The sequence below is a fragment of the Nocardioides sp. genome, assembly GCF_030655615.1.
Classification (GTDB): domain Bacteria; phylum Actinomycetota; class Actinomycetes; order Propionibacteriales; family Nocardioidaceae; genus Nocardioides.
Genome location: NZ_JAURVJ010000204.1, coordinates 38,380 through 64,550, shown reverse-complemented (window position 1 = coordinate 64,550; position 26,171 = coordinate 38,380). Strand labels below are relative to the sequence as shown.

The following is a 26,171-nucleotide window of genomic DNA, read 5'->3' as shown; positions in this document are numbered from 1 at the left end:
GTGGCGACACCCACGGCGAGGCGACCTTCGTGACCGGGCTCGCCGCCCCGCCGGCGCGGGTGCTCGACGCCGGCTGCGGGACCGGGCGGGTCGCCGTACGCCTGGCGGAACTGGGCTACGAGGTCGTCGGCTGCGACGTCGACGCCGCGATGGTCGACGTCGCGCGCGCCGACGCGCCCGGCCTGGACTGGCGGGTGGCCGACCTCGCGACCCTCGACCTCGGCGTCCCGTCGACCGTGCCTTTCGACGTGGTGCTCCTGGCCGGCAACGTCGTGCCGCTGCTCGACGAGGGCACCCTCGAGGCGACGTGCGTGCGGCTCGCCGCGCACGTCGCGCCGGGCGGCGTGGTGGTCTGCGGGTTCGGCACCGACGCCGACCACCTGCCCGAGGGCTGCCCCGTCACGACCGTCGAGGCCCTCGTCGCGGCGACGGCCTCGGCCGGCCTGGTCGAGCGCGAGCGGTGGGGCACCTGGGCGCGCGACCCGTGGCTCGAGGAGGACGGCTACGTGGTCGTCACCCTCGGTCTGCTTAGGTGAGCAGGTGCGCGTCGTCGTCCTCACCGGTGCCGGGATCTCCGCCGAGAGCGGGGTCCCGACCTTCCGCGACGCCGACGGGCTCTGGGAGGGCCACCGGGTCGAGGACGTCGCGACGCCGGAGGCCTACGACGCGGCGCCCATGGTCGTGCACCAGTTCTACGACGCGCGCCGTGCGGCGCTCGACGGCGTCGAGCCCAACCCGGCCCACGTCGCGCTCGGCCGGCTCGAGGCCGCGCTCGGCGACGACCTCTTCCTCGTCACGCAGAACATCGACGACCTGCACGAGCGCGGCGGTTCGACCCGCGTCCTGCACATGCACGGTGAGCTCCGCTCGGCGCTGTGCCGGGCCTGCGGCGCCCGCACGGAGTGGGCCGGCCCGATGGGCGACTTCCCGCCCTGCCCCGGCTGCGGCGTGACCGAGCTGCGGCCGGACGTCGTGTGGTTCGGCGAGATCCCCTACGAGATGGACACGATCGTCGCCGAGCTGCAGCGCGCCGACCTCTTCGTCTCGATCGGCACGTCCGGCGCCGTCTATCCCGCCGCCGGCTTCGTCCAGTACGCCGCCCGCCACGGCGCCCGCACGCTCGAGCTCAACCTCGTCGAGAGCGAGGGCACGTCGTTCTTCCACGAGTCGCGCAACGGCCCGGCCGGCACCCTGGTGCCCGCCTGGGTCGACGAGGTGCTCGCCCAGCTCTGAGCCGGCTCAGGCCGTGAGGCGGGCCCGGACGATCGCCTCGAGCCGGGGGAGGTCGTCGGCGAGGTCGAGGGTCGGTGCGAAGCGGCGCACGACGTCGACGAACATCTCGCCGCTCTCGATGACGCGGGGGTCCATGTGGCCCATCACCTCGAGGGTGACGACGCCGTAGAGCTGGGTCCAGCCCTGCATGTAGACCCACACCAGCCCGCGGTGCTCGAGGGGGATCTTGTCGACGTCGGCGGGGATGAGCGGCTCGAGCACCGAGGCGCGCACGTCGGGCGGCAGGTCGTCGACGGCGGGCACCGGGAAGCGTCGCTGCTGCCAGATCTCGAAGATCAGGTCGGTCATCAGGCAGCACGAGCTCTGCACCGTGATCAGGTCGCGGTGGTGGCCCATCGGCTCGGCCACCGGGTTGGCGAAGACCAGGCTGAACTCGCGCGGGTTGGCCAGCGCCCACATCCGGAACTCGGTGCCGGCCGCGACCAGCCGCGCCGCCGGGTCGTCCGGGGCGTGCTGGTCGGCCGCCGCCTGGAAGCCCTCGGTCGCCACCCGGTCGATCTCGAAGGCGACGACGTCGACGAGCTCCTGGTAGCTGGCGACGTAGCGGTAGAGGGCCGGGGCCGTCATCCCCATCCGCGTGGCGACAGCGCGCAACGAGAGCTCGACGCCCTCGGCGAGCAGGGCCCGGGCGGTGGCGACGATCTCGGCCACGGTGCCCTCGCGCTGGCGCTCGCGGCGGGTGAGGGTCGGGTCGTCGACCTGGGTCACGGGACTCCCTGCGGTGGTGCTCGGGTGGTGGTCGGGTGGTGGTCGGGCGGTGGTGCTGGTGGTGGAGGGGGTTGACCGGGCGAGTTTACACCGTTTACGGTTAACAGCGTTCACTTTCCTGACCCCCCGTCACCGGAGCCACGCCATGATCGATCGCTGGGGCGCCCTCGTCGCCCGCCGGGCCCGCGCGGTGCTGCTGCTCGGGCTGCTCGTCACCGTCGGCGCAGCCGCCTACGGCGTCGGCGTCTTCGACGCCCTGAGCCAGGGCGGGTTCGACGACCCGGGCTCGGAGTCGGCGCGCGAGCTCGCCCTCGAGCAGGACACCTTCGGCAACCGCGGCGTCGACGTCGTGGCGATCTTCTCCAGCGAGACGCTGACCGCCGACGACCCGGCGTTCCGCTCGGCCGTCGAGGACGTCGTCGCCGGCATCCCCGACGACGCGGTCGCCTCGGTGGTGCCCTACTACGACGTCGACGGCGAGCAGGGCGCCGCGATGGTGAGCGACGACGGCCACGCCGTGCAGGTGCTCATCTCGCTGGCCGGGGAGTCGCAGGACGACTACCTGGCCAGCTACGACGTCGTCGAGCCGGCCCTCGAGGCCGACGGGTCCGGGCTCGACCTCGAGACCGACGTCGCCGGCTCGTTCGCCGTCTTCAGCGACGTCAACGAGATCACCTCCGAGGACCTCGAGCGCGCCGAGCTGATCTCGATGCCGGTCGTGGTGCTCCTGGCCCTGCTCATCTTCGGCAGCCTGGTCGCGGCCTCGATGCCGGCGCTGGTCGGCCTCGTCGCCATGGTCGGCGCCCTCGCGATCGTGCGGGTCATGACGCTGTTCACCGAGGTCTCGGTGTTCGCCGTCAACGTGGTCTCGCTCATCGGCATCGGCCTGGCGATCGACTACGCCCTGTTCGTCATCAGCCGCTTCCGCGAGGAGCTGGCGCTGCTGCCCGACGACGACCCCGACGCGTCCCGGGTCGCGATCCGGCGCACGATGGCCACCGCCGGACGCACCGTGATGTTCTCGGGCCTCACCGTCGCGGCCGCGATGGCGAGCCTGCTGATCTTCCCGCAGGCCTTCCTGCGGAGCATGGGCTACGGCGGCGTCGCGGCCGTGGTCGTCGCGATGCTCGCTGCCCTCACCGTGCTGCCCGCGACGCTCGTCCTGCTCGGCCGCCGGGTCGACGCGGGTCGGCTGCCGTGGCGCCGGGGCCGCGCCGTCGCCGCCGACGACAGCCATGGTCGCTGGGCCGCCCTCGCGCGCGGGGTGATGAAGCGGCCGGTGCTCGTGGTCGCCGCGACCGTCGTCGTGCTGCTCGCGATCGCCTCGCCGTTCCTCGGCGCCAGGTGGGGCTCGGTCGACTACCGCGTGCTCCCGCCCGACGCTCCCGCGCACCAGGCGGCGGAGCTGCTCGACGACGAGTTCGGACCCGAGACGTCGTCGGCGAGCCTGCTGCTCGACGGCGCCTCGGCGGCCGACGTGGCGTCGTACCGGACGGCGGTGGGGGCGGTCGACGGCATCGTCAGCGTCGTCCCCGTGGCCGCCGCCGACGGCGTCACCCTCCTGCGCGCCACCTGGGAGGGCAACAGCCAGACCGAGCGCTCGCAGGCGATCGTCACCGACCTCCGCGCGGTCGACCCGGCCTCGGGCGACGCCCTCGTCGGCGGGCTGTCCGCCGACACGGTCGACCTCATCGACTCCGTCGGTGACCACCTGCCGTGGATGGGCCTGATCGTGGTGGGGGTGATGCTCGTGCTGCTGTTCCTGGCCTTCGGGTCGGTGGTGCTGCCGCTCAAGGCGGTCGTGATGAACCTGTTCTCCATCACCGCCTCGTTCGGCGTCGTCACCTGGATCTTCAGCGACGGCCACCTCTCGGGGCTGCTCGGCTTCGAGCCGCAGGGCTACCTCGACGCGACCAACCCGATCCTGATGCTCGCCATCCTCTTCGGGCTCTCGATGGACTACGAGGTGTTCCTGCTCTCCCGCGTCCGCGAGCAGTGGGACCACTCCGTCCGCGCCGGCCGGCCCGACAACGAGCTCGCCGTCGCCACAGGCGTGCAGAAGACCGGACGCATCATCACCAGCGCCGCCCTCCTCCTCGCCGTCGTCATCGGCGCCTTCGGCACCAGCGGGATCGTCTTCATGAAGATGCTCGGCATCGGCATGCTCGTCGCCCTGCTCATCGACGCCACCATCGTCCGCGCGCTCCTCGTGCCGGCCACGATGAAGCTGCTCGGCACCTGGAACTGGTGGGCGCCCGCCCCGATGGCCCGCTGGTGGGAGCGGCACGGCTTCCGCGAGGGCCCGTCCCCCGACGCCTCCTCCAACCACGTGGGGGCCGCTGGCGCGACCGACCCGGAGCCCGCCCCGGTGACCACCGGGGCGTGAGGTGCCGCCGGGGTGCCGACGTCCCCTCCCAGTCGTCGGCACCCCGGCCGGAACCCGATCTTCTGCTGACAACGGGGCGCCCGAGCCCCAGACTGTGCGCGTGATCAAGCTCGAGCTGCTCTTCGGTCTGGTGACCTTCTGCCTGTGGGTCTACTGCCTCGTCGAGGTGATCCAGACCCCCGAGGGCAGCATCCGCAACCTGCCCAAGACCATCTGGCTGCTGCTGGTGCTGCTCTTCCCGTTCGTCGGGTCGGTCGCGTGGCTGGTCGCCGGGCGCCCCGACGACGGACCGCGGCGCGCCTCGGCCTACGAGCGCCACGCCCCGGCCTACCCCGAGTACGACCGCCCCGGCCGCGCCGCGGCCCTCGACCCCGCGCGCGACGACGACTTCCTGCGCCAGGTCCGCGCTCGCGCCGAGTAGCAGCGCAAGCGCCACGACCAGGCCCGCCGCCAGCACGAGCGCGAGCGGGAGAACCCGCCGGCCGCGGGTGCGGCCGACGAGGCCTGACCTCACCTCGGCTGACGGGCTGCGCTGCGCGGGCCTCGCGCTTCCCCGACGGCCACCCGCCCCGGCGGTGCGTGAGCCACCGTTCTGGTCGATTCGAGGAGCCGGTTCGGTGGCTGACGCACCGCCGGTTTGGGTCGACGCGGGTGGGCGGTGGGTGAGCCACCATTCGGGCGGATCCGAGGGGCCGGTTCGGTGGCTCACTCACCGCCCGGCGGGCCGGCCCGGTCGCCCGAACCTCCTGCCCCGGTCAGGGGCAGGGGTTGGCCGAGCCCTGGCTGGCGGTGCCGGCGCAGGTGCGACCGCGGCGCAGCCGCTCGCGGAAGTGGGCGAGGACCCGCGGTGACGGGCGCTGGAGGGTGCTGCCGCGCCACAGGAGGTTGCGCTTGTTCTCCTTGTCGACGTAGTACTCCGACCTGATGACCCGGTCGTCCTTGTCGTAGAACTCGATGTAGGAGCGCTTGCCCTCTCGGTACATCGACCACGTCGGGACGAGGCCGGGGGCATAGCCGGCCTCCTTGTAGAGCACGCGGGACTTCTCGTTCTGCAGCTCGAAGAAGGTGCCCTTGCGGCGCTTCGACGAGAGCAGCGAGTGGCCGTCCAGGAGGTTCTGTGGCTCGAGGCCGAGCAGGTCGTAGACGGTCGGCGCGATGTCGATGAGCCCGACCGGACGCGAGTCGACCTTGCCGGCGCCGAACGTGCCGGGCAGGTAGGCGAGGAGCGGGACGTCCATCGAGGCCTGGTAGGGATCGCCCTTGGTCTCCCAGCCGTTCTCGCCCAGGTGGTAGCCGTTGTCGCTGGTGAAGAAGATCGCGGTGGTGTCGAGCAGGCCCTTGGCCTCGAGCAGGTCGAACGTCTTGCCCATCTCGTCGTCGACGTCGTACTGCGCGCGGGTCCGGGCGGCGTAGAGCTTTGCGTAGTACTTCCGGCTGGCGATCCGGTGCTGGAAGATCGGCAGCTTGTCGCGCTTCTGGGTCTCGGGGTTCCACCGGAACGGCGGGACGGCGCGGTTGGCGTTGGCCGGGGTCGGGCGCGGGAACCGCAGCGCCTTGTTGGGCGCGGAGTTGTCGGTGTGGGGGGCCTTGAAGGCGACGTAGGTGTAGAACGGCCGCGTCTGGTCGTCGCGGTCGGCGATGAAGTCGCGCACGAACGTCCCGGCGCGCGTCGTGGCGTGCACGCGGTCGGCGGGCTTGCGGGGCTTCTGGGCCTCGTCGTCCCACAGCACGTAGTCGTAGTACTTCGACGACGCCCAGAAGTCGGAGCTCAGGAACCCGCTCGACCGCTCGCCGGACTCGAAGAGCCAGGGGCTGATCCCGTTGAAGAACTTGCCGGTGCCGTAGGTGTCGTAGCCGGCCTCGCTGAGCTGGTCCTGGACCGTGTCCTCGACGCGGAGCTTGCCGGCGTCGATCTGGCGCTTGACGGTGTTGTTGTGACCGAACTGCCCGGTCTGCAGCACGGCTCGCGACGGGCAGCACGCCGGGCTGGTGACGGTGGCGTTCTCGAAGCAGGTGCCCCGGTCACGCAGCACCCGGCTGATCTTGGGGAAGTAGCGGTTCATCTGGGCGCAGCTGACGTCGGAGCCGTCGTCGATGACGACCACCATGACGTTGAGCGGCACCTTCGGCAGCGGCAGGACGGCGGCCTCGGACGGCGGCGACGCGGGACCGTCGTCGTCCTGTGCGTGGCAGCCGACCGTGGCCAGCAGGGCCGCGAGCACGGCAACACACAACAGCTTGGCGCGCACGGCGTCCCCACATCCCGATCGTCTTCGAAGGAGACCTCAGGATACGGAACGGTCGGGGCGTCGGCGGCATCAGCGGCCCCGCCCGCACCTCGTCCCGCTCAGGACCCGCCCCGCCCCGCCACCCGCTCAGCGCCGGCGGACCAGCGCTCCCGCGTGCGGGGGGAGCCGCAGCGACTCGTCGGCGAGCGCCACCCCGGTCTCGGTCTCGAAGAGCAGCTCCGCCGGGCCGACCGGGGTGGTGATCTCGGCGTCGCCGAAGTTGACCAGCACCTCGAGGTCGCCGCGACGCATCGTGAGGAAGCGCGTGTCCTCGTCGACCTCGCACGACGTGCGGTCGAACGCCGGGTCGGTCAGCTCGGGCAGCTCGCGGCGCAGCCGGGCCAGGTCGCGGTAGATCCCCAGCATCCGGGCGCCGCGCGGCTCGTCGAGCTCGGACCAGTCGAGCTTGGACCGCTCGAAGGTCGCGGGGTCCTGGGGGTCGGGCACGACGGCGGGGTCCCAGCCCATCTTCTCGAACTCCGCGATCCGGCCCTCGGCCGTCGCCTTGCCCAGCTCGGGCTCGGGGTGGGAGGTGAAGAACTGGAACGGCGTCCGCGCCGCCCACTCCTCGCCCTGGAACAGCATCGGGGTGAACGGCCCGGCCAGGGTCAGCAGGGCGGCGCAGGCGAGCTGGTCGTCGTCGAGCACCTCGGTGATCCGGTCGCCGACGGCCCGGTTGCCGATCTGGTCGTGGTTCTGGGTGCAGACGACCAGCCGCCAGGTCGGCATCGCCCTGGTGTCGATCGGGACACCGTGGTCGTGCTCGCGGAACGAGCTGAACGTGCCGTCGTGGAAGAAGCCCTTGGTGACGACCTTGGCCAACGCGCCGAGCGGCTCGAAGTCGGCGTAGTAGCCGGTCGTCTCGCGGGTCAGCGCCACGTGGACGGCGTGGTGGAAGTCGTCGCTCCACTGGGCGTCGAGGCCGTAGCCGCCGGCCTCGCGCGGGGTGACGAGCCGCGGGTCGTTGAGGTCGGACTCCGCGATCAGCGTGAGCGGCCGGCCGACGTGGGCCGAGAGCGCCGCGACCTCGATCGCCATCTCCTCGAGCAGGTGGGTCGGCGACTCGTCGTGGAGCGCGTGCACGGCGTCGAGCCGCAGCCCGTCGACGTGGAAGTCGGCGAACCACATGAGCGCGTTGTCGAGGACGTAGCGGCGTACCTCGGCCGAGTCGGGCCCGTCGAGGTTGACCAGGTCGCCCCAGGTGCTGCGACCGTCCTTGAGGTAGGGGCCGAAGTCGGGCAGGTAGTTGCCCGAGGGTCCGAAGTGGTTGTAGACGACGTCCTGGATCACGCCGAGGCCGGCGGCGTGGCAGCCGTCGACGAACCGTTGGTAGGCCTCGGGCCCGCCGTAGGTCTCGTCGACCGCGAACCAGGCGACCCCGTCGTAGCCCCAGTTGTGGGTGCCGTTGAAGGAGTTGACCGGCATCAGCTCGACGAGGTCGACCCCGATCGAGCGGAGGTGGTCGAGCCGGCCGAGCGCGGCGTCGAGGGTGCCCTCGGGCGTGAAGGTGCCGAGGTGCAGCTCGTAGATCACCGCGCCGGCCAGCTGACGACCTGTCCAGGTGTCGTCGCTCCACGAGAACGTCTCGGGGCGGTGGGTTCGCGAGCGCTGGTGGACGCCCGCCGGCTGGCGCCGCGACCGCGGGTCGGGTCGGGGCGCGTCCGCGTCGTCGATCAGGTAGCCGTAGTCGACGTCTCCCTTCTCCGGGTCGGGGGTGGGCTCGGACGGGGTCCACCACCCGCCGTCCGTCTGGTGCATGTCGACGGTCTCATCGACCACCGACAGTCGGAGACGCTCGGCCCGGGGGGCCCACACGTCGAAGGGTCCACGGGGCATGTCAGTCCTCCTTGACGAGCAGGGCCACGGGATAGGTCGTGAGCAGGCCGGCCAGCGCGCCGTCGGTCGGCCAGTCGGTCAGCACGTCGCGCCACGCGCCGGGCGGCAGCCGGAGCGTGGTGTCGCCCCACCCGCCGCGGGCGGCGAGGCCGAGCGGGAGCCGGGTGGCCACGGCGATGGCGCCGCCGCGGTCGAAGGCCACCACGTGGGCGGCCGAGTCGCCGTCGGCGCCGACCCCGGCGTAGGTCGTGAACAGCTCGGGCCGGTCGCGGCGCAGGCGCAGGCCGGTCGCCGTCACGAGCAGCTTGGCCCGGGCGGGGTGGTCGAGCGAGGCGTCGGCGAGCAACGCGGCACGCAGGTCGAAGTCGACGGTGCGCCGGTTGTCGGGGTCGACGAGTGACTGCTCCCACAGCTCGGAGCCCTGGTAGACGTCGGGCACGCCCGGCATCGTCAGCGCGAGCAGCTTGGCCGCGAGCGCGTTGGACCAGCCAGGCGCGACCACGGTGTCGAGCAGCCCGTCGAGCACGGCGCGGGCGCCGGCGTCGTCGAACGCCGCGTCGACGGCCGCGTGCACCGCTGACTCGAAGCCCTCGTCGGGTGCGGTCCACGTGGTGTGGTCGCCGGCCTCGCGCATCGCCTTCTCGGCGTAGGCGTGCAGCCGTGGCCGCAGGTCGGCGTCGCCGGGCTCCCAGGCGCCGAGCACGGCCTGCCACAGCAGGGACGCGAAGGCCTCGGAGGGCACCGGGGCGACCGCCTGCAGGCGCGTGAGCGCCTCGGTCCACTGCTGCGGGACCTCGGAGAGCACGGTGATGCGCGCCCTGACGTCCTCGCCACGCTTGGTGTCGTGGGTGGAGAGCGTGGTCATCGACGTCGGCCAGTCGGACTGTCGGCGGGCCATGGCACCGTGGAACTCGTCCACGTCCACGGAGAAGTGACCCGGGTCCCCGCCGACCTCGTTGAGCGAGGTCAGCCGGTTGTAGCGGTAGAAGGCGCAGTCCTCGACGCCCTTGGCCATCACGGCGCCGCTGGTCTGCTCGAACCGCGCCGCGGCCGGCTGGCCCGGGTCGCGCAGCGCCGGTACGACGGCGTCGAACGCCGCCGCCAGGTCGGGCCGTCGGCGCTGGGCGTCGGCCAGCGCGGTGTCGAGGAAGGCGAGCCCGTCGGGGGCATAGCTCCGATAGACCGGGAAGCAGGCCACGAGCTCGGCGACGGCGTCGACGAGCACGTCGTCGGTCACCTCGAGCGTCGGGAGCTCGCGCACCACCCGGCGGACCTCGGAGGAGAGGATGCCGTCGGCCGCGGCGCGCTTGGTGTCGTGCACCATCTCGACGTAGTCGACGTCGGAGCCCGGCAGCGCGTGCTCGGCGGCCGGGTCCGTCAGCAGCCGGTCGACCAGGCCGAGGACGTCGTAGCCGGTGGTGCCGGCCGTCGCCCACGACGTGGGAAGGTCCTCGCCGGGCTCGAGGATCTTCTCGACGAGCACGTAGGCGCCGCCGGTCAGGCCGGCGAGGTCGCGGAGGTAGGCCTCGGGTGCCCGCAGGCCGTCGGGGTGGTCGACCCGGAGCCCGTCGACGAGACCCTCGGCGAACCAGCGGGCGATCTCGACGTGGCTCTCGTCGAAGACCCACGGCTCCTCGACGCGGATGCCGGCGAGCGTGTTGACCGCGAAGAACCGGCGCCAGTTGAGCCGGTCGTCGGCCGCGCGCCACGAGACGAGCTCGTAGCCGTCGCCGGCCGGGAAGCGGTGGTCGTGGTAGCGGACCTCGTCGCCGGAGCGCTCGATCGACCCCTCGTCGCCGTCGCCCACGACGGGCACCCGCACCCTGCCCTCGCCGAACGCCCAGTCGACGTCGAACGCCTCGGCGTAGCGCGACTCCTGACCGCGGTCGAGGAGGTCCCACCACCAGGCGTTGGTCGACGGCGTCGCGATCCCGACGTGGTTGGGGACGATGTCGACCAGGACCCCGAGACCGAGTCGGCGCGCCTCGGTGACGAAGACGTCGAAGCCCTCGCGGCCCCCGCGGGCGGGGTCGATGCGGTCGTGGCGGACCACGTCGTAGCCGTGGTCGGAGCCGGGCTCGGCCTCGAGCAGCGGCGACAGGTAGACCCAGTCGACGCCGAGGTCGCGCAGGTAGGTCAGGCGTCCGGCGGCCTCGTGGAGGTCGAAGGACTCCCGCACCTGCAGGCGGTAGGTGTTGCGCGGGCTCTTCGGGCTCTGCGGGCTCGGCGGGTCCTGCGGGCTCATGGGACCGGTGGGGTCGGGCACGGTCAGCCGTTCCTGGTCTGGGCGGCGACTGACGCTGCGACGGAGTGGTCGGGCTCGGCCTCGGGCTCGTGGTACTCACGCAGCACGAGCAGGCTGGTGCTCTCCATGTGGAAGCTCGACCCGGGCGCGCAGGTCTCCGAGGCGTCGGCGGACCCACCGGTGTTGATGACGACGTCCCACGCGGCGGCGTACTCCTCGGAGGGCAGGGTGATCTCGGCCGGGCCGTCGGCGTTGAAGTAGAGGAGGAAGTGGTCGTCGGTGATGGTGCCGCCGCGGGCGTCCTTGCCGGCGATCCCGTTGCCGTTGAGGTACATGCCGATGGCCTGCGACCCGCCTTCCCAGTCGGCGTCCTCCATCGGGTGGCCGTCGAGGTGGAGCCAGACGATGTCGTTGAGTCGCTCCTCGCCGGGCTCACCGATGCGCACCTCGCCGCCGGTGAAGAAGCGCTTGCGGCGGAAGGTCGGGTGCGATCGGCGCAGCCGGACCAGGGCCGAGGTGAAGTCCATGAGCGGCTTGTCGACGTCGACCCAGTCCATCCAGGCGATCTCGGAGTCCTGGGCGTAGGTGTTGTTGTTGCCGTCCTGGGTGCGTCCCCACTCGTCGCCGTGCAGGATCATCGGCACGCCCTGGCTGAGCAGGAGCGTGGCCAGCAGGTTGCGCTGGGCTCGCGAGCGCAGCGCGAGGATCTCGGGGTCGTCGGTGGGGCCCTCGGCGCCGTGGTTGTTGGACCGGTTGTGGTCCTCGCCGTCGCGGCTGTCCTCGCCGTTGGCCTCGTTGTGCTTCTCGTTGTAGGACACGAGGTCGCGCATGGTGAAGCCGTCGTGGGCGGTGATGAAGTTGATGCTCGCGACCGGGCGGCGCCCGGAGTGCTCGTAGAGGTCGGAGGAGCCGGCGACGCGTGAGGCGAACTCGCCGAGGGCGGGCTCGCCGCGCCAGAAGTCGCGCACGACGTCGCGGTAGGCGCCGTTCCACTCGGTCCACTGGGGCGGGAAGCCGCCCACCTGGTAGCCGCCGGGGCCGATGTCCCAGGGCTCGGCGATCAGCTTGACCTGCGAGACCACCGGGTCCTGCTGCACGAGCTCGAAGAACGCCGCGAGGCGGTCGACCTCGTAGAACTCGCGCGCCAGGGTGGAGGCGAGGTCGAAACGGAACCCGTCGACGTGCATCTCGGTGACCCAGTAGCGCAGCGAGTCCATGATCAGCTGCAGCGCGTGGGGGTTGCCGACGTTGAGGGAGTTCCCGGTGCCGGTGTAGTCCATGTAGAACTTCTGGTCGTCCTCGACCGTCCGGTAGTAGGCGTGGTTGTCGATGCCGCGCATGCTGATCGTCGGGCCCATGTGGTTGCCCTCGGCGGTGTGGTTGTAGACCACGTCGAGGATGACCTCGATGCCGGCGGCGTGCATGGCCTTGACCATGCCCTTGAACTCCTGCACCTGCTGGCCGAGCTGGCCCGGGTGGCCGGGCTGGCCGGTCGAGGCGTAGTCGGCGTGCGGGGCGAAGAAGCCCAGGGTGTTGTAGCCCCAGTAGTTGCGCAGGCCCTTGTCGAGCAGCGTGGAGTCCTGGATGAACTGGTGGACCGGCATCAGCTCGATCGCGGTGATGCCGAGCTGGGTCAGGTGGTCGGTCACGGCCGGGTGGGCGAGGCCGGCGTACGTGCCGCGCATCTCCTCGGGCACCTCGGGGTGCTGCTGGGTCATCCCCTTGACGTGGGCCTCGTAGATGATCGACTCGTTGTAGGGGTAGTTGAGGCGGCGGTCGCCCTCCCAGTCGAAGAACGGGTTGATCACGACACCGTGGGTCATGTGGGCGGCGGAGTCCTCGTCGTTGCGCGAGTCCTCGTCGCCGAAGGTGTAGCCGAACAGGCTCTGGTCCCAGTCGATCTCGCCGGCGGTGGCCTTGGCGTAGGGGTCGAGCAGCAGCTTGTTGGGGTTGCAGCGCAGCCCCTGGGCCGGGTCGTAGGGCCCGTGGACCCGGTAGCCGTAGCGCTGTCCCGGCTGGGCCTGGGGGAGGTAGCAGTGCCAGATGTAGGCGTCGACCTCGGTGACCTCGACGCGGGTCTCGGTGAACCCGTCGGCGTCGTCGGGGGTGAACAGGCAGAGCTCGACGCGCTCGGCGACCTCGCTGAAGAGCGCGAAGTTGGTGCCGGTGCCGTCGAACGTCGCCCCCAGCGGATAGGCCTGTCCCGGCCACACGGCGGGAGCGTCAGGGGTGGGGGAGGTCTCGGTCACGGTGCCTCCAGGGGCTCGGCGTACGTCCAGCGGGTCATATTGGATCGATCCAAGCACACCAATCGTTACGCCCGGATCCTTCTTGGGGGGGAGCACGTCAGGTAGAACATGCCTGTGACCGCACCGTTCCCCTCGCCCGGCGACATGATCGGACGCTTCCGGGTGCTCGCTCAGCTGGGCGCCGGCGGCATGGGGGTCGTCTACGACGCGCTCGAGGTCAACCTCGACCGCCGGGTCGCGCTCAAGGTCATCTCGCCGATGTTCGCCGACGACCCGGACTTCCGCTCGCGCTTCATCAGCGAGGCCCGCGCGCTGGCGTCGCTCGACTCGCCCAACGTCGTCCAGGTCTATGCCCACGGCGAGGAGGACGGCTACCTCTACATCGCCACCCAGCTGGTGCCCGACGGCGACCTCGGCCAGACGATCACCCGGTGGGGCCCGGCCCCGCACGGCAAGGCCGCCGAGCTCATCGAGCAGGTCGCCAGCGGGCTCGCCGACGCCCACGCCGCCGGTCTGGTGCACCGCGACATCAAGCCCGCCAACGTCCTGGTCCGCCGGCGTGGCAGCGCCACCGTCCAGGCCTACCTCGGCGACTTCGGCATCGCCCGCCGCGTCGACGCCGAGGCCACGCGCGTCGGGTCCGCGGTGATCGGCACGCCCTCCTACATGGCGCCCGAGCTCCACGGCGGCGCGACCGCCGGCGTGACCACCGACATCTACTCCCTCGGCTGCCTGCTCTGGGTGACGCTCACCGGGCAGCCGCCCTACGCTGGCGCGACGGAGTTCGAGATCGTCGGCGGCCACGTCTCCAAGCCGGTGCCGCAGCTCGCCGGCGACACCCCGCTGGTCGACTCGCTCAACCGGATCATCCGCATCTCGATGGCCAAGGAGCCCGGCCACCGCTACCGCTCGGCCGTCGAGCTGCGCGACGACCTGCGCGAGGTCGGGCGGATGACCGGCGACCCGGCCTTCTCCACCATCGGCACCACCTCGCTCGGAGCGCCCACCCGCGCCCCGGGGTCCCGTACGCCGACCCCCACCCCGACCCCGACTCCCGGTCCCACGCCCGGCCCGCCCCCGCACCGCACGCCGACCCCGACGCCGGCCCCCACCCCGTCCGGGACGGCCGGCCAGCCCTACCGGGCGCCCTACCAGCCGGCCTACCAACAGCCCGCGGCCTTCACCGGCCCCACCGGCAGCACGCCGCCGAGGTCGAAGCGCGGCCTCTGGATCGGTCTGGCCACGGCCGCGGTGCTGCTCGCGGTCAGCGGCGGCGTCGTCGCCGCGGTCGTCGCCGGCAACGACGGCGGTGGGGGCGACAACGGGGGCAACGGGGCCAACGGCGGCAACGGGGGCACGGGCGGCAACAGCGACCTGACAGCCACCGAGCAGGAGTTCGTCGCCGGCGACGCCGCCGCGATCGTCGACGACGCCGAGAAGGAGATGGCCACGCTCAACTCGGTCCGCATCTCCGGGACGGGCAACAGCGACGACGGCACCCCCGGCACCGTCGACCTCACCATCACCTCGCGGGGCGACTGCGCCGGCGAGATCGGGCTCGAGGACGGCCGTGCCCAGCTGCGACGCGTCGACGGTCGGAGCTACGTCAAGCCCGACGCGGCGTTCCTCGTGGCCAGCGAGGCCGGCACGGCCGAGGAGGTGCAGGCGATCCTGTCCCAGCTCGGCGACAGCTGGTTCGCGACGCCGGCGAGCTCCGACTCCGACGACTTCGCCGAGCTCTGCGACATCGACGAGCTGCTCGAGGGCGACACCAGCCAGGACTACACGTTCGAGAAGGGCGACGTGGTCGACCTCGAGGGCGCCAGCGTCCTGGCGATCGACCAGTCCAGCGCCGACGGCGACCTCACGGCCTACATCGACGTCAAGGAGCCGCACTACCTCCGCAAGCTCGACGTGCCCGGCGACGAGGCGTCCTACTCGTTCTCCCGCTTCGACGAGGAGTTCACCGTCGAGGCGCCGCCCGCCGACAAGGTCATCGAGATCCCGGACAGCTGACCTTCGACCGTCCGGGCGGCTACCCGTCGGTAGCATGGCTGCCATGAAGCGCGACATCTACGACGAGGACCACGAGGCGTTCCGCGGGTCCGTCCGCGAGTTCCTGGTGCGGTCGGTCATCCCTCACGTCGAGGAGCACGCGGCGGCCAAGGCCCTGCCGCGCGAGTTCTGGCTCGAGGCCGGCAAGCAGGGGTTCCTCGGGCTCGAGATCCCCGAGGAGTACGGCGGCTCGGCGGCCGGCGACTACCGGTTCAACGCCGTGGCGGCCGAGGAGCTCAACAAGGTCAACGCCGCCCTCGGCTCCTGCTGGGGCATCCACGCCGACATCACCGCGCCCTACCTCGTCCAGCTCGGCACCGAGGAGCAGAAGCAGCGCTGGCTCCCCGGGGTCGCGGCCGGCGAGATCCTGCTCGCCATCGGCATGACCGAGCCCTCCGGCGGCTCCGACCTCGCCGCCCTCAAGACCACCGCCGTGCGCGACGGCGACGACTGGGTCATCAACGGCTCCAAGACCTTCATCACCAACGGCTACTCCGCCGACCTCGTGCTGACCGCGGTCCGCACCAGCCCGGAGAAGAAGGCCCGCGGCATCACGCTGTTCGCGATCCCGACCGACACCCCCGGCTTCAGCCGCGGCCGCAAGCTCGACAAGGTCGGCCAGGACGAGTCCGACACCGCCGAGCTGTTCTTCGAGAACGTCCGCCTCGGCGACGACCACGTCGTGGGCGAGCTCGACGGCGGCTTCATCCACATGATGCAGAAGCTCCCGCAGGAGCGGCTCGGCTGCGGGATCTCCAACATCGCGCACGCCAAGCAGATCCTCGACGAGACGCTGCAGTACACCAAGGACCGCCAGGCCTTCGGCACGTCCATCGGCTCGCTGCAGCACAACAAGTTCCTGCTCGCCGAGCTCTACACCCAGATCGAGGTCAGCCAGGCCTACCTCGACCAGTGCGTGGTGGCCCACGACCAGGGCGAGCTCACACCGATCGACGCCGCCAAGGCCAAGTGGTGGACCTCCCAGATCCAGAACGACGTCCTCGACCACTGCGTCCAGCTCCACGGCGGCTACGGCTTCATGAACGAGTACCGCGTCGCGCGCGCCTGGCGCGACGCCCGCGTCTCCAAGATCTGGGCCGGCTCCAACGAGATCATGAAGGAGCTCATCGGTAGGGATCTCGGTCTCTGAGCCCGGCCGTGGCGGTCGACCCAGCACGGTGCTGCGGGGGTCTCGACACGCGGTGACCCCGTCCCCACGGCTCGACCACCGTGGTGGTCGGGCCGGCGCCGGGCACACCTGCGACGATCGGTCGATGACCTCCGACGTGCGCCCGTTGACCGCGAGCGACCTCGACTGGGTGGTCGCGACGTCGGCAGCGCGGCGCGAGGTGCTGGCGCCGCACGCGCCGCGGTTCTGGCGGCCGGCCGCCGACGCCACCGCGCGACACCGGGCCTTCCTGACGCGGCTCGTCGACGACCCGGCGGCCCTGACGCTGCGCACCGACCACGGCTACCTGATGGCCCTGGGTGACGCGACCCGCCGCGTCGTCGACGACATGGCCGTGACCGACGAGGCCTGGGCCGACGAGGGTGTGGCCCTGCTGCGCGCGGTGGTCGACGCCACGACGACGGTCCGGTTCGTGGTGCCGGTGGCCGAGCCCCGGCGCCGCGAGGCGGCCGAGGCGCTCGGCCTGCGCGTCGCGGAGTCCTGGTGGCACCGCGACCTGCCGCTGGTGCAGGTGCGCGGCGAGAGCGACCGCGTCGAGCTGAGCACGGCCGGCGCACGAGGTCGCCTGGTGCCGGCCCCGCCGGTCTATGCCCCGGGTGGACCGGTGCTGCTGGTGACCGACGTCGAGACCGGGACCGCCCTCGCGGCCCTCGAGGACGAGGCCGCCGAGCGCGGCGCGACGGTGTCGGTGGTCAGCCAGCGGGCCGACGACCTGATGCGCGAGCTGCTGCTCGTCGAGGCGGGCCACGTGCGCACGACGGCCTTCTTCGAGACCGCCCCCTAGGTTGACCGGGTGATCGAGCCCGGACCGCACGCGAGCGAGCCCGTCGAGCACCGCGACGGGATCGGCCGGCGGCTCAACTGGCTGCGCGCCGCTGTCCTCGGCGCCAACGACGGCATCGTGTCGACCGCGGGCATCGTCGTCGGCGTCGCCGGCGCGACGAGCGAGCGCAGCGCGATCCTGGTCGCCGGCGTCGCGGGCCTGGTGGCGGGCGCGATGAGCATGGCGGCGGGCGAGTACGTCTCCGTCTCCACCCAGCGCGACTCCGAGCGGGCCCTGCTGCGCAAGGAGGAGCAGGAGCTGCGCGACGACCCCGAGGACGAGCTTGCCGAGCTGGCCGGGCTCTACGTCGACCGCGGCCTCGACGACGAGCTGGCCCTCGAGGTCGCCCGGCAGCTCACCGCCAAGGACGCCCTCGGGGCGCACGCGGAGGTCGAGCTCGGCATCGACCCCGACGACCTCACCAGCCCCTGGCGCGCGGCTCTCGCGTCGATGCTGTCCTTCACGCTGGGCGCCGTCCTGCCGCTGCTGACGATCACGCTGGTCGCCGACGCCGCCCGCGTCGCGGTCACCGTGGCCGCCGTCGCGGTCGCCCTCGCGCTGACGGGCTTCGCCAGTGCCCGCCTGGGCTTCGCGCCCGCGGGCCGGGCCGTCGCACGCAACGTCGCGGGCGGGCTGTTCGCCATGGGGGCGACGTACGCCGTCGGCGCGGCACTGGGCACCCACCTGTCCTGACCTGCCACGACCCCGCCACGACCCCGCCGCAAACCCCGCGCGTCGGTCGGTCCGCCTCGACTAGCCTCGCGCCCCGTGCGCCTGTTCGTAGCCGTCGTCCCGCCCGAGGAGGTCGTCGACCACCTCGACGCCTTCCTCGAGCCCCGCCGCGAGCACGGCCGCTTCCGCTGGACGTCGGCCGAGCAGCTCCACGTGACCCTCGCCTTCCTCGAGCAGGTCCCCGAGCGCTCGCTCGACGCCCTGGTCGAGGGCCTGCAGCGCGGGGCGGCCCGGCGGCAGCCGTTCGAGGCGCGGGTCGCCGGTGGCGGTGCCTTCCCCGACCCGGCACACGCCAAGGTCCTCTGGGCCGGGCTCGACCTCGCTGTCGACGCCCGCGCCGAGCTCGACCGGCTGGCCGCCGGCGCGCGGGCGGCCGCCTCCCACGCCGGCCTCGTCGTCGACGGCCAGCGCTTCCGCCCCCACGTCACCCTCGCCCGGCTCGGTCGCGGGCAGGAGGTGACCCGCTGGGTCCGCCTCCTCGACGGCTACGCCGGACCGGCGTGGACCGTCGACCGGGTCGTCCTGGTCGAGTCCCACCTCGGCGAGGGCCCACGGCGGCGGCCCCGCCACGAGCCCGTCGCCGAGCTCGAGCTGGGCGCCACCACGTCGGCGCGGGACACGTGACCGTCGTCACCCTGGGCTAGGTTCGCGACCGTGAGACTGGCGGTGGCGAAGGAGACCCGAGAGGGCGAGACCCGGGTGGCGATGGTGCCCGAGCTCGTCGGCAAGCTGATCGCGCTCGGCTACGAGGTGGTCGTCGAGCCCGGCGCCGGGCGCGGCGCGCTGGTCACCGACGACGACTACGCCGCCGCGGGGGCCGTCGTCGACGAGCGCGCCCTCGACGAGGCCGACCTGGTCGTGGCGGTCCAGCCCCTCACCCCCGCCGCCGTACGCCGACTGCGTCGCGGCACGGTCACCGTGTCGTTCCTCCCGACCGGCCAGGAGCTCGGCCTGGTCGCCGACCTGCGCGACTGCGGCGTGACCAGCCTGGCGATGGAGCTCGTGCCGCGCATCTCGCGCGCGCAGTCGATGGACGCGCTCAGCTCGCAGAGCCTGGTCAGCGGCTACCGCTGCGCGATCGTCGCGGCGGGTCTGCTGCGCCGGTTCTTCCCGCTCAACATGACCGCCGCGGGCACCGTCCAGCCGGCCGAGGTCGTGGTGCTCGGCGCCGGCGTCGCGGGCCTCCAGGCGATCGCGACGAGCAAGCGCCTCGGCGCCGTCGTCCGCGCCTACGACGTCCGCACGGTCGCCGCCGAGGAGATCCGCTCCATGGGCGCCAAGGCCATCGAGCTCGACCTGCCGGCGCTCGAGGGTGCCGGTGGCTACGCCCGCGAGATGACCGACGAGCGGGCCGCTCTCCAGCAGGAGCTGCTGACGCCCTGGGTGGCCGGCGCCGACGCGCTCATCACGACCGCGGCCGTGCCCGGACGCCAGGCGCCGATCCTCGTCACGGCCGCGATGGTCGAGCAGATGAAGCCCGGCTCGGTCGTCGTCGACCTGGCCGCCGACAGCGGCGGCAACGTCGAGGGCGTCGTCGCCGGAGAGGTCGTCCGCATCGGCAACGCCCAGGTGTGGGGCGGGCGCAACGTCCCGGCCCAGATGCCCGGCCCCGCCTCGCGGCTCTATGCCCAGAACGTCCTCAACCTCGTCGCGCTCCTCACCCACGACGGCGCGCTGGCCCCCGACTTCGACGACGAGATCGTCGTCGGCGCCTGCGTCACCCACGACGGCGCCGTCCGCCACGAACCCACCCGCACCGCCCTCGAGGGAGCAGACCAGTGAACAACGACGTCACCTGGCTGACCTACTTCGTCCTCAGCGTCTTCGTCGGCATCGAGGTCATCTCCAAGGTCTCCTCGACCCTGCACACGCCGCTCATGTCCGGCGCCAACGCCATCCACGGGATCATCCTGCTCGGCGCGATCCTCGTCGCCGGGCACGCCGACGGCTTCGCGCTCGCCATCGCCCTCCTGGCGGTCGTGCTCGCCACCGTCAACATGGTCGGCGGCTTCGTCGTCACCGACCGGATGCTGCAGATGTTCACCCGCAAGCCGCGCGGGAAGGTGAAGCCCTGATGGAGGCCATGCCCACCTGGGCCGAGCTCGTCTTCCTGCTCTGCGCCGTCGGGTTCATCCTCGCGCTCAAGGGCCTGTCCGGCCCGAGGACGGCGCGCGTCGGCAACCTGGTCGGGGCGGGAGCGGCGGTGGTCGCGTGCGTGGTGCCGTTCTTCTACGCCGACCTCGACCACGTCGTGCCCATCCTGCTCGCGGTCGCCGTCGGTACGGCGATCGGTGCCGTCGGCGCCCAGCGCGTGCAGATGACCCAGATGCCGCAGATGGTCGCGCTGTTCAACGGCGTCGGCGGCGGTGCGGCCGCCCTGGTCGCGCTGCTAGAGCTGAAGGACTTCGCGGCCGTCGCCGACCTGGTGAGCGACGTCGACGCCGCCTACCTGGTCGCGACCGGCTTCACGATCCTCGTCGGCGCGGTCTCGTTCTCGGGCTCGGTCGTCACCTTCGCCAAGCTGCAGGAGCTGATGACCTCGCGCCCGGTGGTGTTCCCCGGGCTGCCGGTCGCGTTCGGCGGCGGGTTCCTGGCCGCGCTGGTCCTGGCCGGTCTCATCGTGAGCGAGCCCGTGGTGTGGGCGGGCGTCGTCCTCGCCCTGCTCGGCCTCGCGCTCGGCGTGCTGCTGGTGCTGCCGGTCGGCGGCGCCGACGTACCGATCGTCATCTCGCTGCTCAACGCCTTCACGGGGCTGACGGTCGCCGCCGGCGGCTACGTCCTGCAGAACACCGTGCTGCTCGTCGCCGGCACCCTCGTCGGTGCGTCCGGCACCTTCCTCACCCTGCTGATGGCCGGCGCGATGGGGCGTTCGGTGAGCAACATCCTGTTCGGCGCGCTCAAGGGCGGCTCGACCCTCGGCTCCGGCGAGGCCTCCGACCGCCCGGTGCGCAGCGCCTCGCCCGAGGACGTCGCGATCCTGCTGGCCTACGCCGAGAAGGTGATCGTGGTCCCCGGCTACGGACTCGCCGTCGCCCAGGCGCAGCACACGCTGCGCGAGCTGGTCGAGGTGCTCGGCGAGCGCGGCACCGAGGTCGACTACGCCATCCACCCGGTCGCCGGGCGGATGCCCGGTCACATGAACGTCCTGCTCGCCGAGGCCCAGGTGCCCTACGAGCAGCTCAAGGAGATGGACGAGATCAACGGCGAGTTCCGCCAGACCGACGTGGTCCTGGTCGTCGGGGCCAACGACGTCGTCAACCCCGCCGCCCGCACGACGCCGAGCGCCCCGATCTACGGGATGCCGATCCTCGACGTCGACGAGGCGCGCCAGGTGGTCTTCCTCAAGCGGTCGATGCGCCCCGGCTTCGCCGGCATCGAGAACGAGCTGCTCTTCGAGCCCCAGACCACGCTGCTCTTCGGCGACGCCAAGGACTCCTTGGGCAAGCTGCTGGCGGCGGTCAAGGGACTCTGATCCACTGGGGTCCGTGCTCACCCTCGACCAGGTCGTCACCTTCGGCATCGCCGCGGGCATCCTCATCGCGATCCCCGGACCCAGCGTGGTCTTCGTCGTCGGTCGGGCCCTGTCCTACGGCCGCGGCGTCGCGCTCGCCTCGGTCGTCGGCAACACCCTCGGCCTGCTGACGATCGTGGTCCTGGTCTCCGCGGGGCTCGGCGTCCTCGTGCAGGAGTCGGTCGTCGTCTTCACCGTCCTCAAGCTGGTCGGTGCGGCCTACCTGGTGTTCCTCGGCGTGCAGGCCATCCGTCACCGCACGGGCTTCCGCCGCGCGAGCGAGGTCGGCCCGATGCCGTCGATGACGGCGATGCGCCAGGGCTACGTCGTCGGCGTCTCCAACCCCAAGGGGTTCATGATCATCGGGGCGCTGCTGCCCCAGTTCGTCGTCCCCGACGCCGGCCGGGTGCCGCTCCAGCTGCTCCTGCTCGGCCTCGTCGCCGTGGCGATCGGGCTGGTCTCCGACTCGACGTGGGCGGTGGTCGCCGCCCGCGTGCGCGACTGGTTCACGGCGACCCCCGGGCGCGGCGAGGCCATCGGTGTCATCGGCGGTACGTCGATGATCGGCCTGGGCGTGACCCTCGCCGTCTCGGGCCGTGACTAGGGACGCAGCAGGTAGCGACCGCGTACGCCGCCCTGCTCGAGCGCGCGGTGCGCCTCGGCGGCGTCGGCCAGCGGGAGCACCCCGGCCACCCGGGCCGGCAGCTCGCCGGCGACCGTGCGGCGCAGGAGGTCGGCGAGCCGGGCGCCGTCGGGGACGACGCTCACCGCGTCGACGGTGATGCCCGGACGACCGCCAGGCTTCACGGCGGGCAGGACGCCGAGATAGGTGCCGCCGTCCGCGACGGCGTCGAGCGCCGGGTCGACGAGCGCGGCGGTGTCGATCACGACGTCGTACCGACGCTGCTGACCCTCGAGCGTGGTCACGAGGCGGGCGCCGGTCCTGGCGACCAGCTCCTCGTCGCCCTGGCGGGCCAGGCCGGTGATCGCGAACCCGGACGCCCGGGCCAGCAGCAGCACGTAGTAGCCGACCGCGCCGGCGGCGCCAGTGACGAGCAGGCTCCGGCCGGCCCCGTCGCCCGCGAGGTCGACGAGCTGGGCCGCGGTCAGGCCGTTGAGCGGCAGGGTGGCCGCCTCCTCCGACGAGAGGGCGTCCGGGACGACGGCCAGGTCGGACCCCGGCACGACGACCCGGTCGGCGTACCCGCCGACGGGACGGTCGAGGCCCGGCAGCAGCGCGGCGACCCGGGTGCCGGTGCCCGAGACGGTGCCGACGACCTCCCAGCCGAGGCCGACGGGCGTGCCGGCGGGAACCACGCCGATGTCGTGGAAGAAGCCGGAGCGGGTGGCGAGGTCGACCGGGTTGACCCCGGCGAGCTCGACCTCGACGACGACCTCGCCCGGTCCGGCGACGGGCGCCGGGAGCGTGACGAGGTCGATGGCCTCCGGGCCGCCCGCGGTGCGGACGACGGCGGCGGTCGTGGTGGAGCTGGCGGTGGTGCTGGCGGTGGTGCTGGCGGTGGTTGCGTGGTGTGTGGTCATGGGTCCAGACTGCGACGAGGCAGTCTCCCGGGGGAAGTAGGCACCTGGAGGTGCCTAACCCACGACCAGGAGACCGGGAGGCACCATGCCGACGATGACCGCGGCGCAGCGCCGGGCGGCCGAGAAGCGCGACTACGACGCGTTCCTCGACGGCTGCAAGAGCCGGGCGCTGCTCGACCGGCTGACCGACAAGTGGGTCACGCTGGTGCTCGCGGCCCTGCGCGACGAGGGCACGATGCGCTTCTCCGCCCTGAGTCGGCGGATCGCCGGCGTCAGCCAGAAGATGCTCACCCAGACCCTCCGCAACCTGGAGCGCGACGGCCTCGTCGTGCGCACGGTCACGCCGACGGTGCCCGTCACGGTCGACTACCGGCTCACCGACCTCGGCACCTCGCTCGCGCTGCTGGTGCTGCAGGTCAAGGGCTGGGCCGAGCAGCACATGGACCTCGTCCTCCAGCACCGCGACGACTACGACGCCGCCCACGCCTGACCTGTGCTCCGCCCCGAGCGGAACAGGGAGCGGCCGGGGCGAGTTGGGGCAGGCATGACCAACACACCGACCAAGATCGTCTACACCGCCCGCGCCTCCGTCACCGGCGGCCGCGCCGGGCACGCGACGTCGGAGGACGGTGTCCTCGACCTCGACCTCACGGCTCCCAAGGAGACCGGCGGGCCCGGCACCGGCACCAGCCCGGAGCAGCTCTTCGCCGTCGGCTACGGCGCCTGCTTCCAGGGCGCGCTGACCATGGTGGCCAAGAAGGCCGGGGTCGACGCCTCGGGGTCCGTGGTCGACGTCGCCGTGGGCTTCGGGCCCGAGGGTGACTCGTTCGCCATCACCGCTGACATCACCGCCACCATCCCGGGCGTCGACGACGCCCAGGCCCAGGACCTGGTCGAGGCCGCCCACCAGGTCTGCCCCTACTCCAAGGCCACCCGCGGCAACGTGCCCGTGACGGTGACCGGCAAGGGCGCCTGACCCGCCTCGCCGCACCTGGGCGCCCGCCCCCGGGGGAGCCGGGCACCCGCGGGGGCGGACGACTGCTCAGGCGTCGCTGCGGGACCGAAAGGCCTCGCCGAAGCTGATCCGCCGTCCCGTCTGCAGCAGCGTCCGCTCGTAGACGCGGGCGGCCAGCCGCACCAGCAGCACCGCCGCGACGAGGGTGGTGAGGATGGCGACGCCCAGCTGCCACAGCGGTACGTCGCCCTCGGCCAGCCGTGACGGCATCATCATCGTCGAGACGATCGGCAGCATCGAGACGATCGTCTTGACGCCCTCGCCGGCCGTGACGGCCACGATGTAGGGCGCGAACAGGATCAGCTGGAGCGGTGCCGTCGTGGCCTGCAGGTCCTGCTGCCGGCCCGCGAGCGAGCCGGCGACCGACCAGAAGCTGGCCAGGGCGACGAACCCGATCACGAAGAACAGCACGTACCAGAGGATCGCCGGGCCGAGGATGGTCAGCGCGTCCCCGTTGCCGGTCACGAGGAGCGCTCCGACCCCGACGAGGGCCAGCACCACCGTCTGACCGATCGCCAGCACGCTCGTGCCGATGACCTTGCCCCACAGCAGTGCGCGGATCGGCAGCGCCGCGGCCAGGATCTCGACGACCCGGCTCTCCTTCTCCTGGGTGACGGTCGCCGCGATCTGCATCCCGAACCCGAGCGCCGTGATGTAGAAGAGCAGCACGAACACGAACGACGCGACCTGGCGCAGCCCGCGGTCCTCGGCGTCCGGGTCGAGCAGGCGCTCCTGCACCTGTGCGCCTTGGCTGAGCGCGGCGAGGTCGACGCCCTGCGCGTCGGCGTTGGCGGTGGTGACGACAGTCGACAGGGCGCTGCTCAGTGCGCCCGAGACGGTCGTGTCGACCTCGTCGTCTCCGAGCACCTCCCAGCTGTCGTCGCTGTCGTCGCCGACGTCGCCGGCCACCGGCAGCAGGGCGGCGTCGACGTCGCCGTCGCGCACGGCGGCCTCGGCGGCCTCGGCGTCGTCGTACTGCTCGGCCTCGAGCTTGGTCCCGTCGTCGATCTCGTCGGCCAGGTCGTCGCCGAGCTCGACGGCGGAGGTGCCGGTCTCGTCGAGGACCGCGACGTCGTACGTCGTCTCGTGGCCCTGAGTGAGGGTCAGCACGACGACCATCGCGACGAGGCCGAGGACGAGGACCGCCCCCGAGACCAGGAACGACTTGCTGCGCAGCTGCGTGGAGATCTCGCGCTGGGCGACGACCTTCCACAGGTCGCTGCGCTGGTCCCCGGTGTGGTCCTGGGTCTTTTCCTTGGTGTGGTCCTTGGTGTCGCTCATCGGCTGACCTCCCGGAAGATCTCGGACAGGGGTTGCTGGACGCGGGCCACCTCGAGGACGGGCCCGCGGGCGACCGCCGCGGCGACGAGCTCGGCCGGCGGCATGGTGTCGAGGGTGACCAGGGCGGTGGGGCCGTCGACGTCGTCGACGGTGAGGCCGCGCACGTCGCGCAGCCAGGCGGCGTCCTGGCCGTCGAGCACCACGCGGTAGCGCTCGGCGCCGCGGCTGCGGAGCTCGGTCACGCTGCCGGCCGCGACGACCCGGCCGCCGGAGAGGACGACGAGGTCGTCGCAGAGCCGCTCCACCAGGTCGAGCTGGTGGCTGGAGAACAGCAGCGGCAGGTCGGCGGCCTCGGTGCGCAGCAGGTCGGTCATCGACTCGACGGCGATCGGGTCGAGTCCGCTGAACGGCTCGTCAAGCACCAGCGCCGACGGGCGGTGGACCAGCGCCGCCGCGATCTGGACGCGCTGCTGGTTGCCCAACGACAGCTCGTCGAGGAGGTCGTCGGCGCGGTCGGTGAGACCGAAGTGGCCGAGCAGGCCGTCGGCCCGCTCGCCGGCGTCGCTGGTCGACAGGCCGTGCAGGCGGGCGAAGAAGACCAGCTGGTCGCGCAGCTTCATCCGCGGGTAGAGGCCGCGCTCCTCGGGCATGTAGCCGAACGTCCGGCGTACCTCCGCGGTGATCGGCGCGCCGTCCCACGTGACGCTGCCGGACGTCGCGGCGAGGACGCCCATGAGGATGCGCATCGAGGTGGTCTTGCCCGCTCCGTTGGCCCCGACGAAGCCGGTGAACCGGCCGGGCGTGACCGTGAAGGACACGTCGTCGAGGACCGTGGTGGAGCCGAAGACCCTGGTCAGGGAGTGTGCTTCCAGCATGGTCGTGACGCTACGGAGGCCGGCCGGGGGACGCACCGGCCGCAGGGATGAACCTCCCCTCCGCCGCGTGGGGGAGGGGGGTGCGGGCAGTTCTCCCTGACAGCCGGGGACTCCGACCCTTGTCAGGGGTTGCAACCCCTGAC

Annotated in this window: 23 protein-coding genes; 15 read left to right on the top strand and 8 right to left on the bottom strand. The window is 72.4% G+C overall.

The annotated features are described in order from the left end of the window. Positions 1–536: bifunctional 2-polyprenyl-6-hydroxyphenol methylase/3-demethylubiquinol 3-O-methyltransferase UbiG (locus tag Q7T52_RS17545; protein ID WP_304804748.1), on the top strand; the 536-nt coding region annotated here is incomplete at its 5' end. Between the two features lie 4 nt (positions 537–540). Continuing rightward, a complete protein-coding gene (locus Q7T52_RS17540) occupies positions 541–1,233 on the top strand; it encodes an NAD-dependent deacylase (protein ID WP_304804746.1) in 693 nt (230 codons plus the stop codon). A 6-nt stretch (positions 1,234–1,239) separates the two neighbouring features. Here Q7T52_RS17540 and Q7T52_RS17535 read toward each other — a convergent pair whose 3' ends face one another. Next, entirely contained in the window at positions 1,240–2,001 is a 762-nt protein-coding gene (locus Q7T52_RS17535) for a TetR/AcrR family transcriptional regulator (RefSeq protein ID WP_304804744.1), read from the bottom strand. Positions 2,002–2,146: 145 nt separating this feature from the next. Between Q7T52_RS17535 and Q7T52_RS17530 the strand changes: the two genes are divergently transcribed. Beyond that, positions 2,147–4,387: an MMPL family transporter gene (locus Q7T52_RS17530; protein WP_304804743.1), complete on the top strand. Its 2,241-nt coding sequence runs from the start codon at positions 2,147–2,149 to the stop codon at positions 4,385–4,387. A gap of 100 nt (positions 4,388–4,487) precedes the next feature. After that, positions 4,488–4,808: a PLDc N-terminal domain-containing protein gene (locus tag Q7T52_RS17525; protein WP_304804742.1), complete on the top strand. Its 321-nt coding sequence runs from the start codon at positions 4,488–4,490 to the stop codon at positions 4,806–4,808. A gap of 334 nt (positions 4,809–5,142) precedes the next feature. Here Q7T52_RS17525 and Q7T52_RS17520 read toward each other — a convergent pair whose 3' ends face one another. The 4 genes from Q7T52_RS17520 to glgX form a co-directional block, all read right to left on the bottom strand. After that, on the bottom strand, positions 5,143–6,636 hold the full coding sequence (locus Q7T52_RS17520; protein ID WP_304804739.1) for a sulfatase-like hydrolase/transferase: 1,494 nt from the start codon (positions 6,634–6,636) through the stop codon (positions 5,143–5,145). 126 nt (positions 6,637–6,762) lie between these two features. Further along, complete coding sequence (gene treZ, locus Q7T52_RS17515) at positions 6,763–8,511, bottom strand: malto-oligosyltrehalose trehalohydrolase (RefSeq protein WP_304804737.1); 1,749 nt, start codon at positions 8,509–8,511, stop codon at positions 6,763–6,765. Position 8,512: 1 nt separating this feature from the next. Further along, positions 8,513–10,777, bottom strand: a complete 2,265-nt coding sequence (gene treY, locus Q7T52_RS17510) for a malto-oligosyltrehalose synthase (protein WP_304804736.1) — start codon at positions 10,775–10,777, stop codon at positions 8,513–8,515. A 2-nt stretch (positions 10,778–10,779) separates the two neighbouring features. Beyond that, positions 10,780–13,005: a glycogen debranching protein GlgX gene (gene glgX / locus Q7T52_RS17505; protein ID WP_304804735.1), complete on the bottom strand. Its 2,226-nt coding sequence runs from the start codon at positions 13,003–13,005 to the stop codon at positions 10,780–10,782. A 114-nt stretch (positions 13,006–13,119) separates the two neighbouring features. On the opposite strand from glgX, the gene Q7T52_RS17500 reads away from it, so the two are divergent. The 9 genes from Q7T52_RS17500 to Q7T52_RS17460 all read left to right on the top strand — a co-directional run bounded on the left by Q7T52_RS17500 (position 13,120) and on the right by Q7T52_RS17460 (position 21,919). Continuing rightward, positions 13,120–15,021, top strand: coding sequence for a serine/threonine-protein kinase (locus tag Q7T52_RS17500; RefSeq protein WP_304804734.1), 1,902 nt, complete (start codon positions 13,120–13,122; stop codon positions 15,019–15,021). Positions 15,022–15,064: 43 nt separating this feature from the next. Then, positions 15,065–16,210: an acyl-CoA dehydrogenase family protein gene (locus tag Q7T52_RS17495; RefSeq protein ID WP_304804733.1), complete on the top strand. Its 1,146-nt coding sequence runs from the start codon at positions 15,065–15,067 to the stop codon at positions 16,208–16,210. Positions 16,211–16,334: 124 nt separating this feature from the next. Continuing rightward, the gene (locus Q7T52_RS17490; RefSeq protein ID WP_304804731.1) at positions 16,335–17,033 is read left to right on the top strand and encodes a hypothetical protein; all 699 of its coding nucleotides are present in this window, start codon (positions 16,335–16,337) and stop codon (positions 17,031–17,033) included. Positions 17,034–17,042: 9 nt separating this feature from the next. Then, positions 17,043–17,765: a VIT family protein gene (locus Q7T52_RS17485; protein WP_304804729.1), complete on the top strand. Its 723-nt coding sequence runs from the start codon at positions 17,043–17,045 to the stop codon at positions 17,763–17,765. A gap of 75 nt (positions 17,766–17,840) precedes the next feature. Continuing rightward, positions 17,841–18,428 carry an RNA 2',3'-cyclic phosphodiesterase gene (gene thpR / locus Q7T52_RS17480; protein WP_304804727.1) on the top strand — a complete coding sequence of 196 codons (588 nt, stop codon included), beginning with the start codon at positions 17,841–17,843 and terminating at the stop codon, positions 18,426–18,428. Between the two features lie 30 nt (positions 18,429–18,458). After that, entirely contained in the window at positions 18,459–19,586 is a 1,128-nt protein-coding gene (locus Q7T52_RS17475) for an NAD(P) transhydrogenase subunit alpha (RefSeq protein WP_304804725.1), read from the top strand. After that, positions 19,583–19,879 carry an NAD(P) transhydrogenase subunit alpha gene (locus Q7T52_RS17470; protein ID WP_304804723.1) on the top strand — a complete coding sequence of 99 codons (297 nt, stop codon included), beginning with the start codon at positions 19,583–19,585 and terminating at the stop codon, positions 19,877–19,879. The genes Q7T52_RS17475 and Q7T52_RS17470 overlap by 4 nt, the downstream gene beginning before the upstream one ends. Then, positions 19,879–21,276, top strand: a complete 1,398-nt coding sequence (locus tag Q7T52_RS17465; protein WP_304804721.1) for an NAD(P)(+) transhydrogenase (Re/Si-specific) subunit beta — start codon at positions 19,879–19,881, stop codon at positions 21,274–21,276. Before Q7T52_RS17470 ends, Q7T52_RS17465 begins: the two co-directional genes overlap by 1 nt. Before the next feature lie 13 nt (positions 21,277–21,289). Further along, positions 21,290–21,919 carry a LysE family translocator gene (locus Q7T52_RS17460; RefSeq protein WP_304804719.1) on the top strand — a complete coding sequence of 210 codons (630 nt, stop codon included), beginning with the start codon at positions 21,290–21,292 and terminating at the stop codon, positions 21,917–21,919. On the opposite strand, the gene Q7T52_RS17455 is transcribed toward Q7T52_RS17460, so the two are convergent. Continuing rightward, positions 21,916–22,857: an NADP-dependent oxidoreductase gene (locus tag Q7T52_RS17455; RefSeq protein ID WP_304804717.1), complete on the bottom strand. Its 942-nt coding sequence runs from the start codon at positions 22,855–22,857 to the stop codon at positions 21,916–21,918. The genes Q7T52_RS17460 and Q7T52_RS17455 overlap by 4 nt on opposite strands. Positions 22,858–22,951: 94 nt before the next feature. Here Q7T52_RS17455 and Q7T52_RS17450 point away from each other — a divergent pair, with 94 nt between their 5' ends. Together Q7T52_RS17450 and Q7T52_RS17445 are read left to right on the top strand one after the other, a co-directional pair. Then, entirely contained in the window at positions 22,952–23,347 is a 396-nt protein-coding gene (locus Q7T52_RS17450) for a helix-turn-helix domain-containing protein (RefSeq protein ID WP_304804716.1), read from the top strand. Positions 23,348–23,401: 54 nt separating this feature from the next. After that, positions 23,402–23,833, top strand: a complete 432-nt coding sequence (locus Q7T52_RS17445; protein WP_304804715.1) for an organic hydroperoxide resistance protein — start codon at positions 23,402–23,404, stop codon at positions 23,831–23,833. A gap of 66 nt (positions 23,834–23,899) precedes the next feature. On the opposite strand, the gene Q7T52_RS17440 is transcribed toward Q7T52_RS17445, so the two are convergent. Continuing rightward, entirely contained in the window at positions 23,900–25,153 is a 1,254-nt protein-coding gene (locus tag Q7T52_RS17440) for an ABC transporter permease (RefSeq protein ID WP_304804713.1), read from the bottom strand. Next, positions 25,150–26,028, bottom strand: a complete 879-nt coding sequence (locus Q7T52_RS17435; protein ID WP_304804712.1) for an ABC transporter ATP-binding protein — start codon at positions 26,026–26,028, stop codon at positions 25,150–25,152. The genes Q7T52_RS17440 and Q7T52_RS17435 overlap by 4 nt, the downstream gene beginning before the upstream one ends. Positions 26,029–26,171 lie beyond the last annotated feature (143 nt).

Coding starts and splice junctions, on each gene's coding strand:
- Q7T52_RS17530 (WP_304804743.1), top strand. CDS start 2,147: ATGATCGATCGCTGGGGCGCCCTCGTCGCCCGCCGGGCCCGCGCGGTG.
- treZ (WP_304804737.1), bottom strand. CDS start 8,511: ATGCCCCGTGGACCCTTCGACGTGTGGGCCCCCCGGGCCGAGCGTCTC.
- Q7T52_RS17495 (WP_304804733.1), top strand. CDS start 15,065: ATGAAGCGCGACATCTACGACGAGGACCACGAGGCGTTCCGCGGGTCC.
- Q7T52_RS17490 (WP_304804731.1), top strand. CDS start 16,335: ATGACCTCCGACGTGCGCCCGTTGACCGCGAGCGACCTCGACTGGGTG.
- Q7T52_RS17465 (WP_304804721.1), top strand. CDS start 19,879: ATGGAGGCCATGCCCACCTGGGCCGAGCTCGTCTTCCTGCTCTGCGCC.
- Q7T52_RS17455 (WP_304804717.1), bottom strand. CDS start 22,857: ATGACCACACACCACGCAACCACCGCCAGCACCACCGCCAGCACCACC.
- Q7T52_RS17450 (WP_304804716.1), top strand. CDS start 22,952: ATGACCGCGGCGCAGCGCCGGGCGGCCGAGAAGCGCGACTACGACGCG.
- Q7T52_RS17445 (WP_304804715.1), top strand. CDS start 23,402: ATGACCAACACACCGACCAAGATCGTCTACACCGCCCGCGCCTCCGTC.
- Q7T52_RS17440 (WP_304804713.1), bottom strand. CDS start 25,153: ATGAGCGACACCAAGGACCACACCAAGGAAAAGACCCAGGACCACACC.
- Q7T52_RS17435 (WP_304804712.1), bottom strand. CDS start 26,028: ATGCTGGAAGCACACTCCCTGACCAGGGTCTTCGGCTCCACCACGGTC.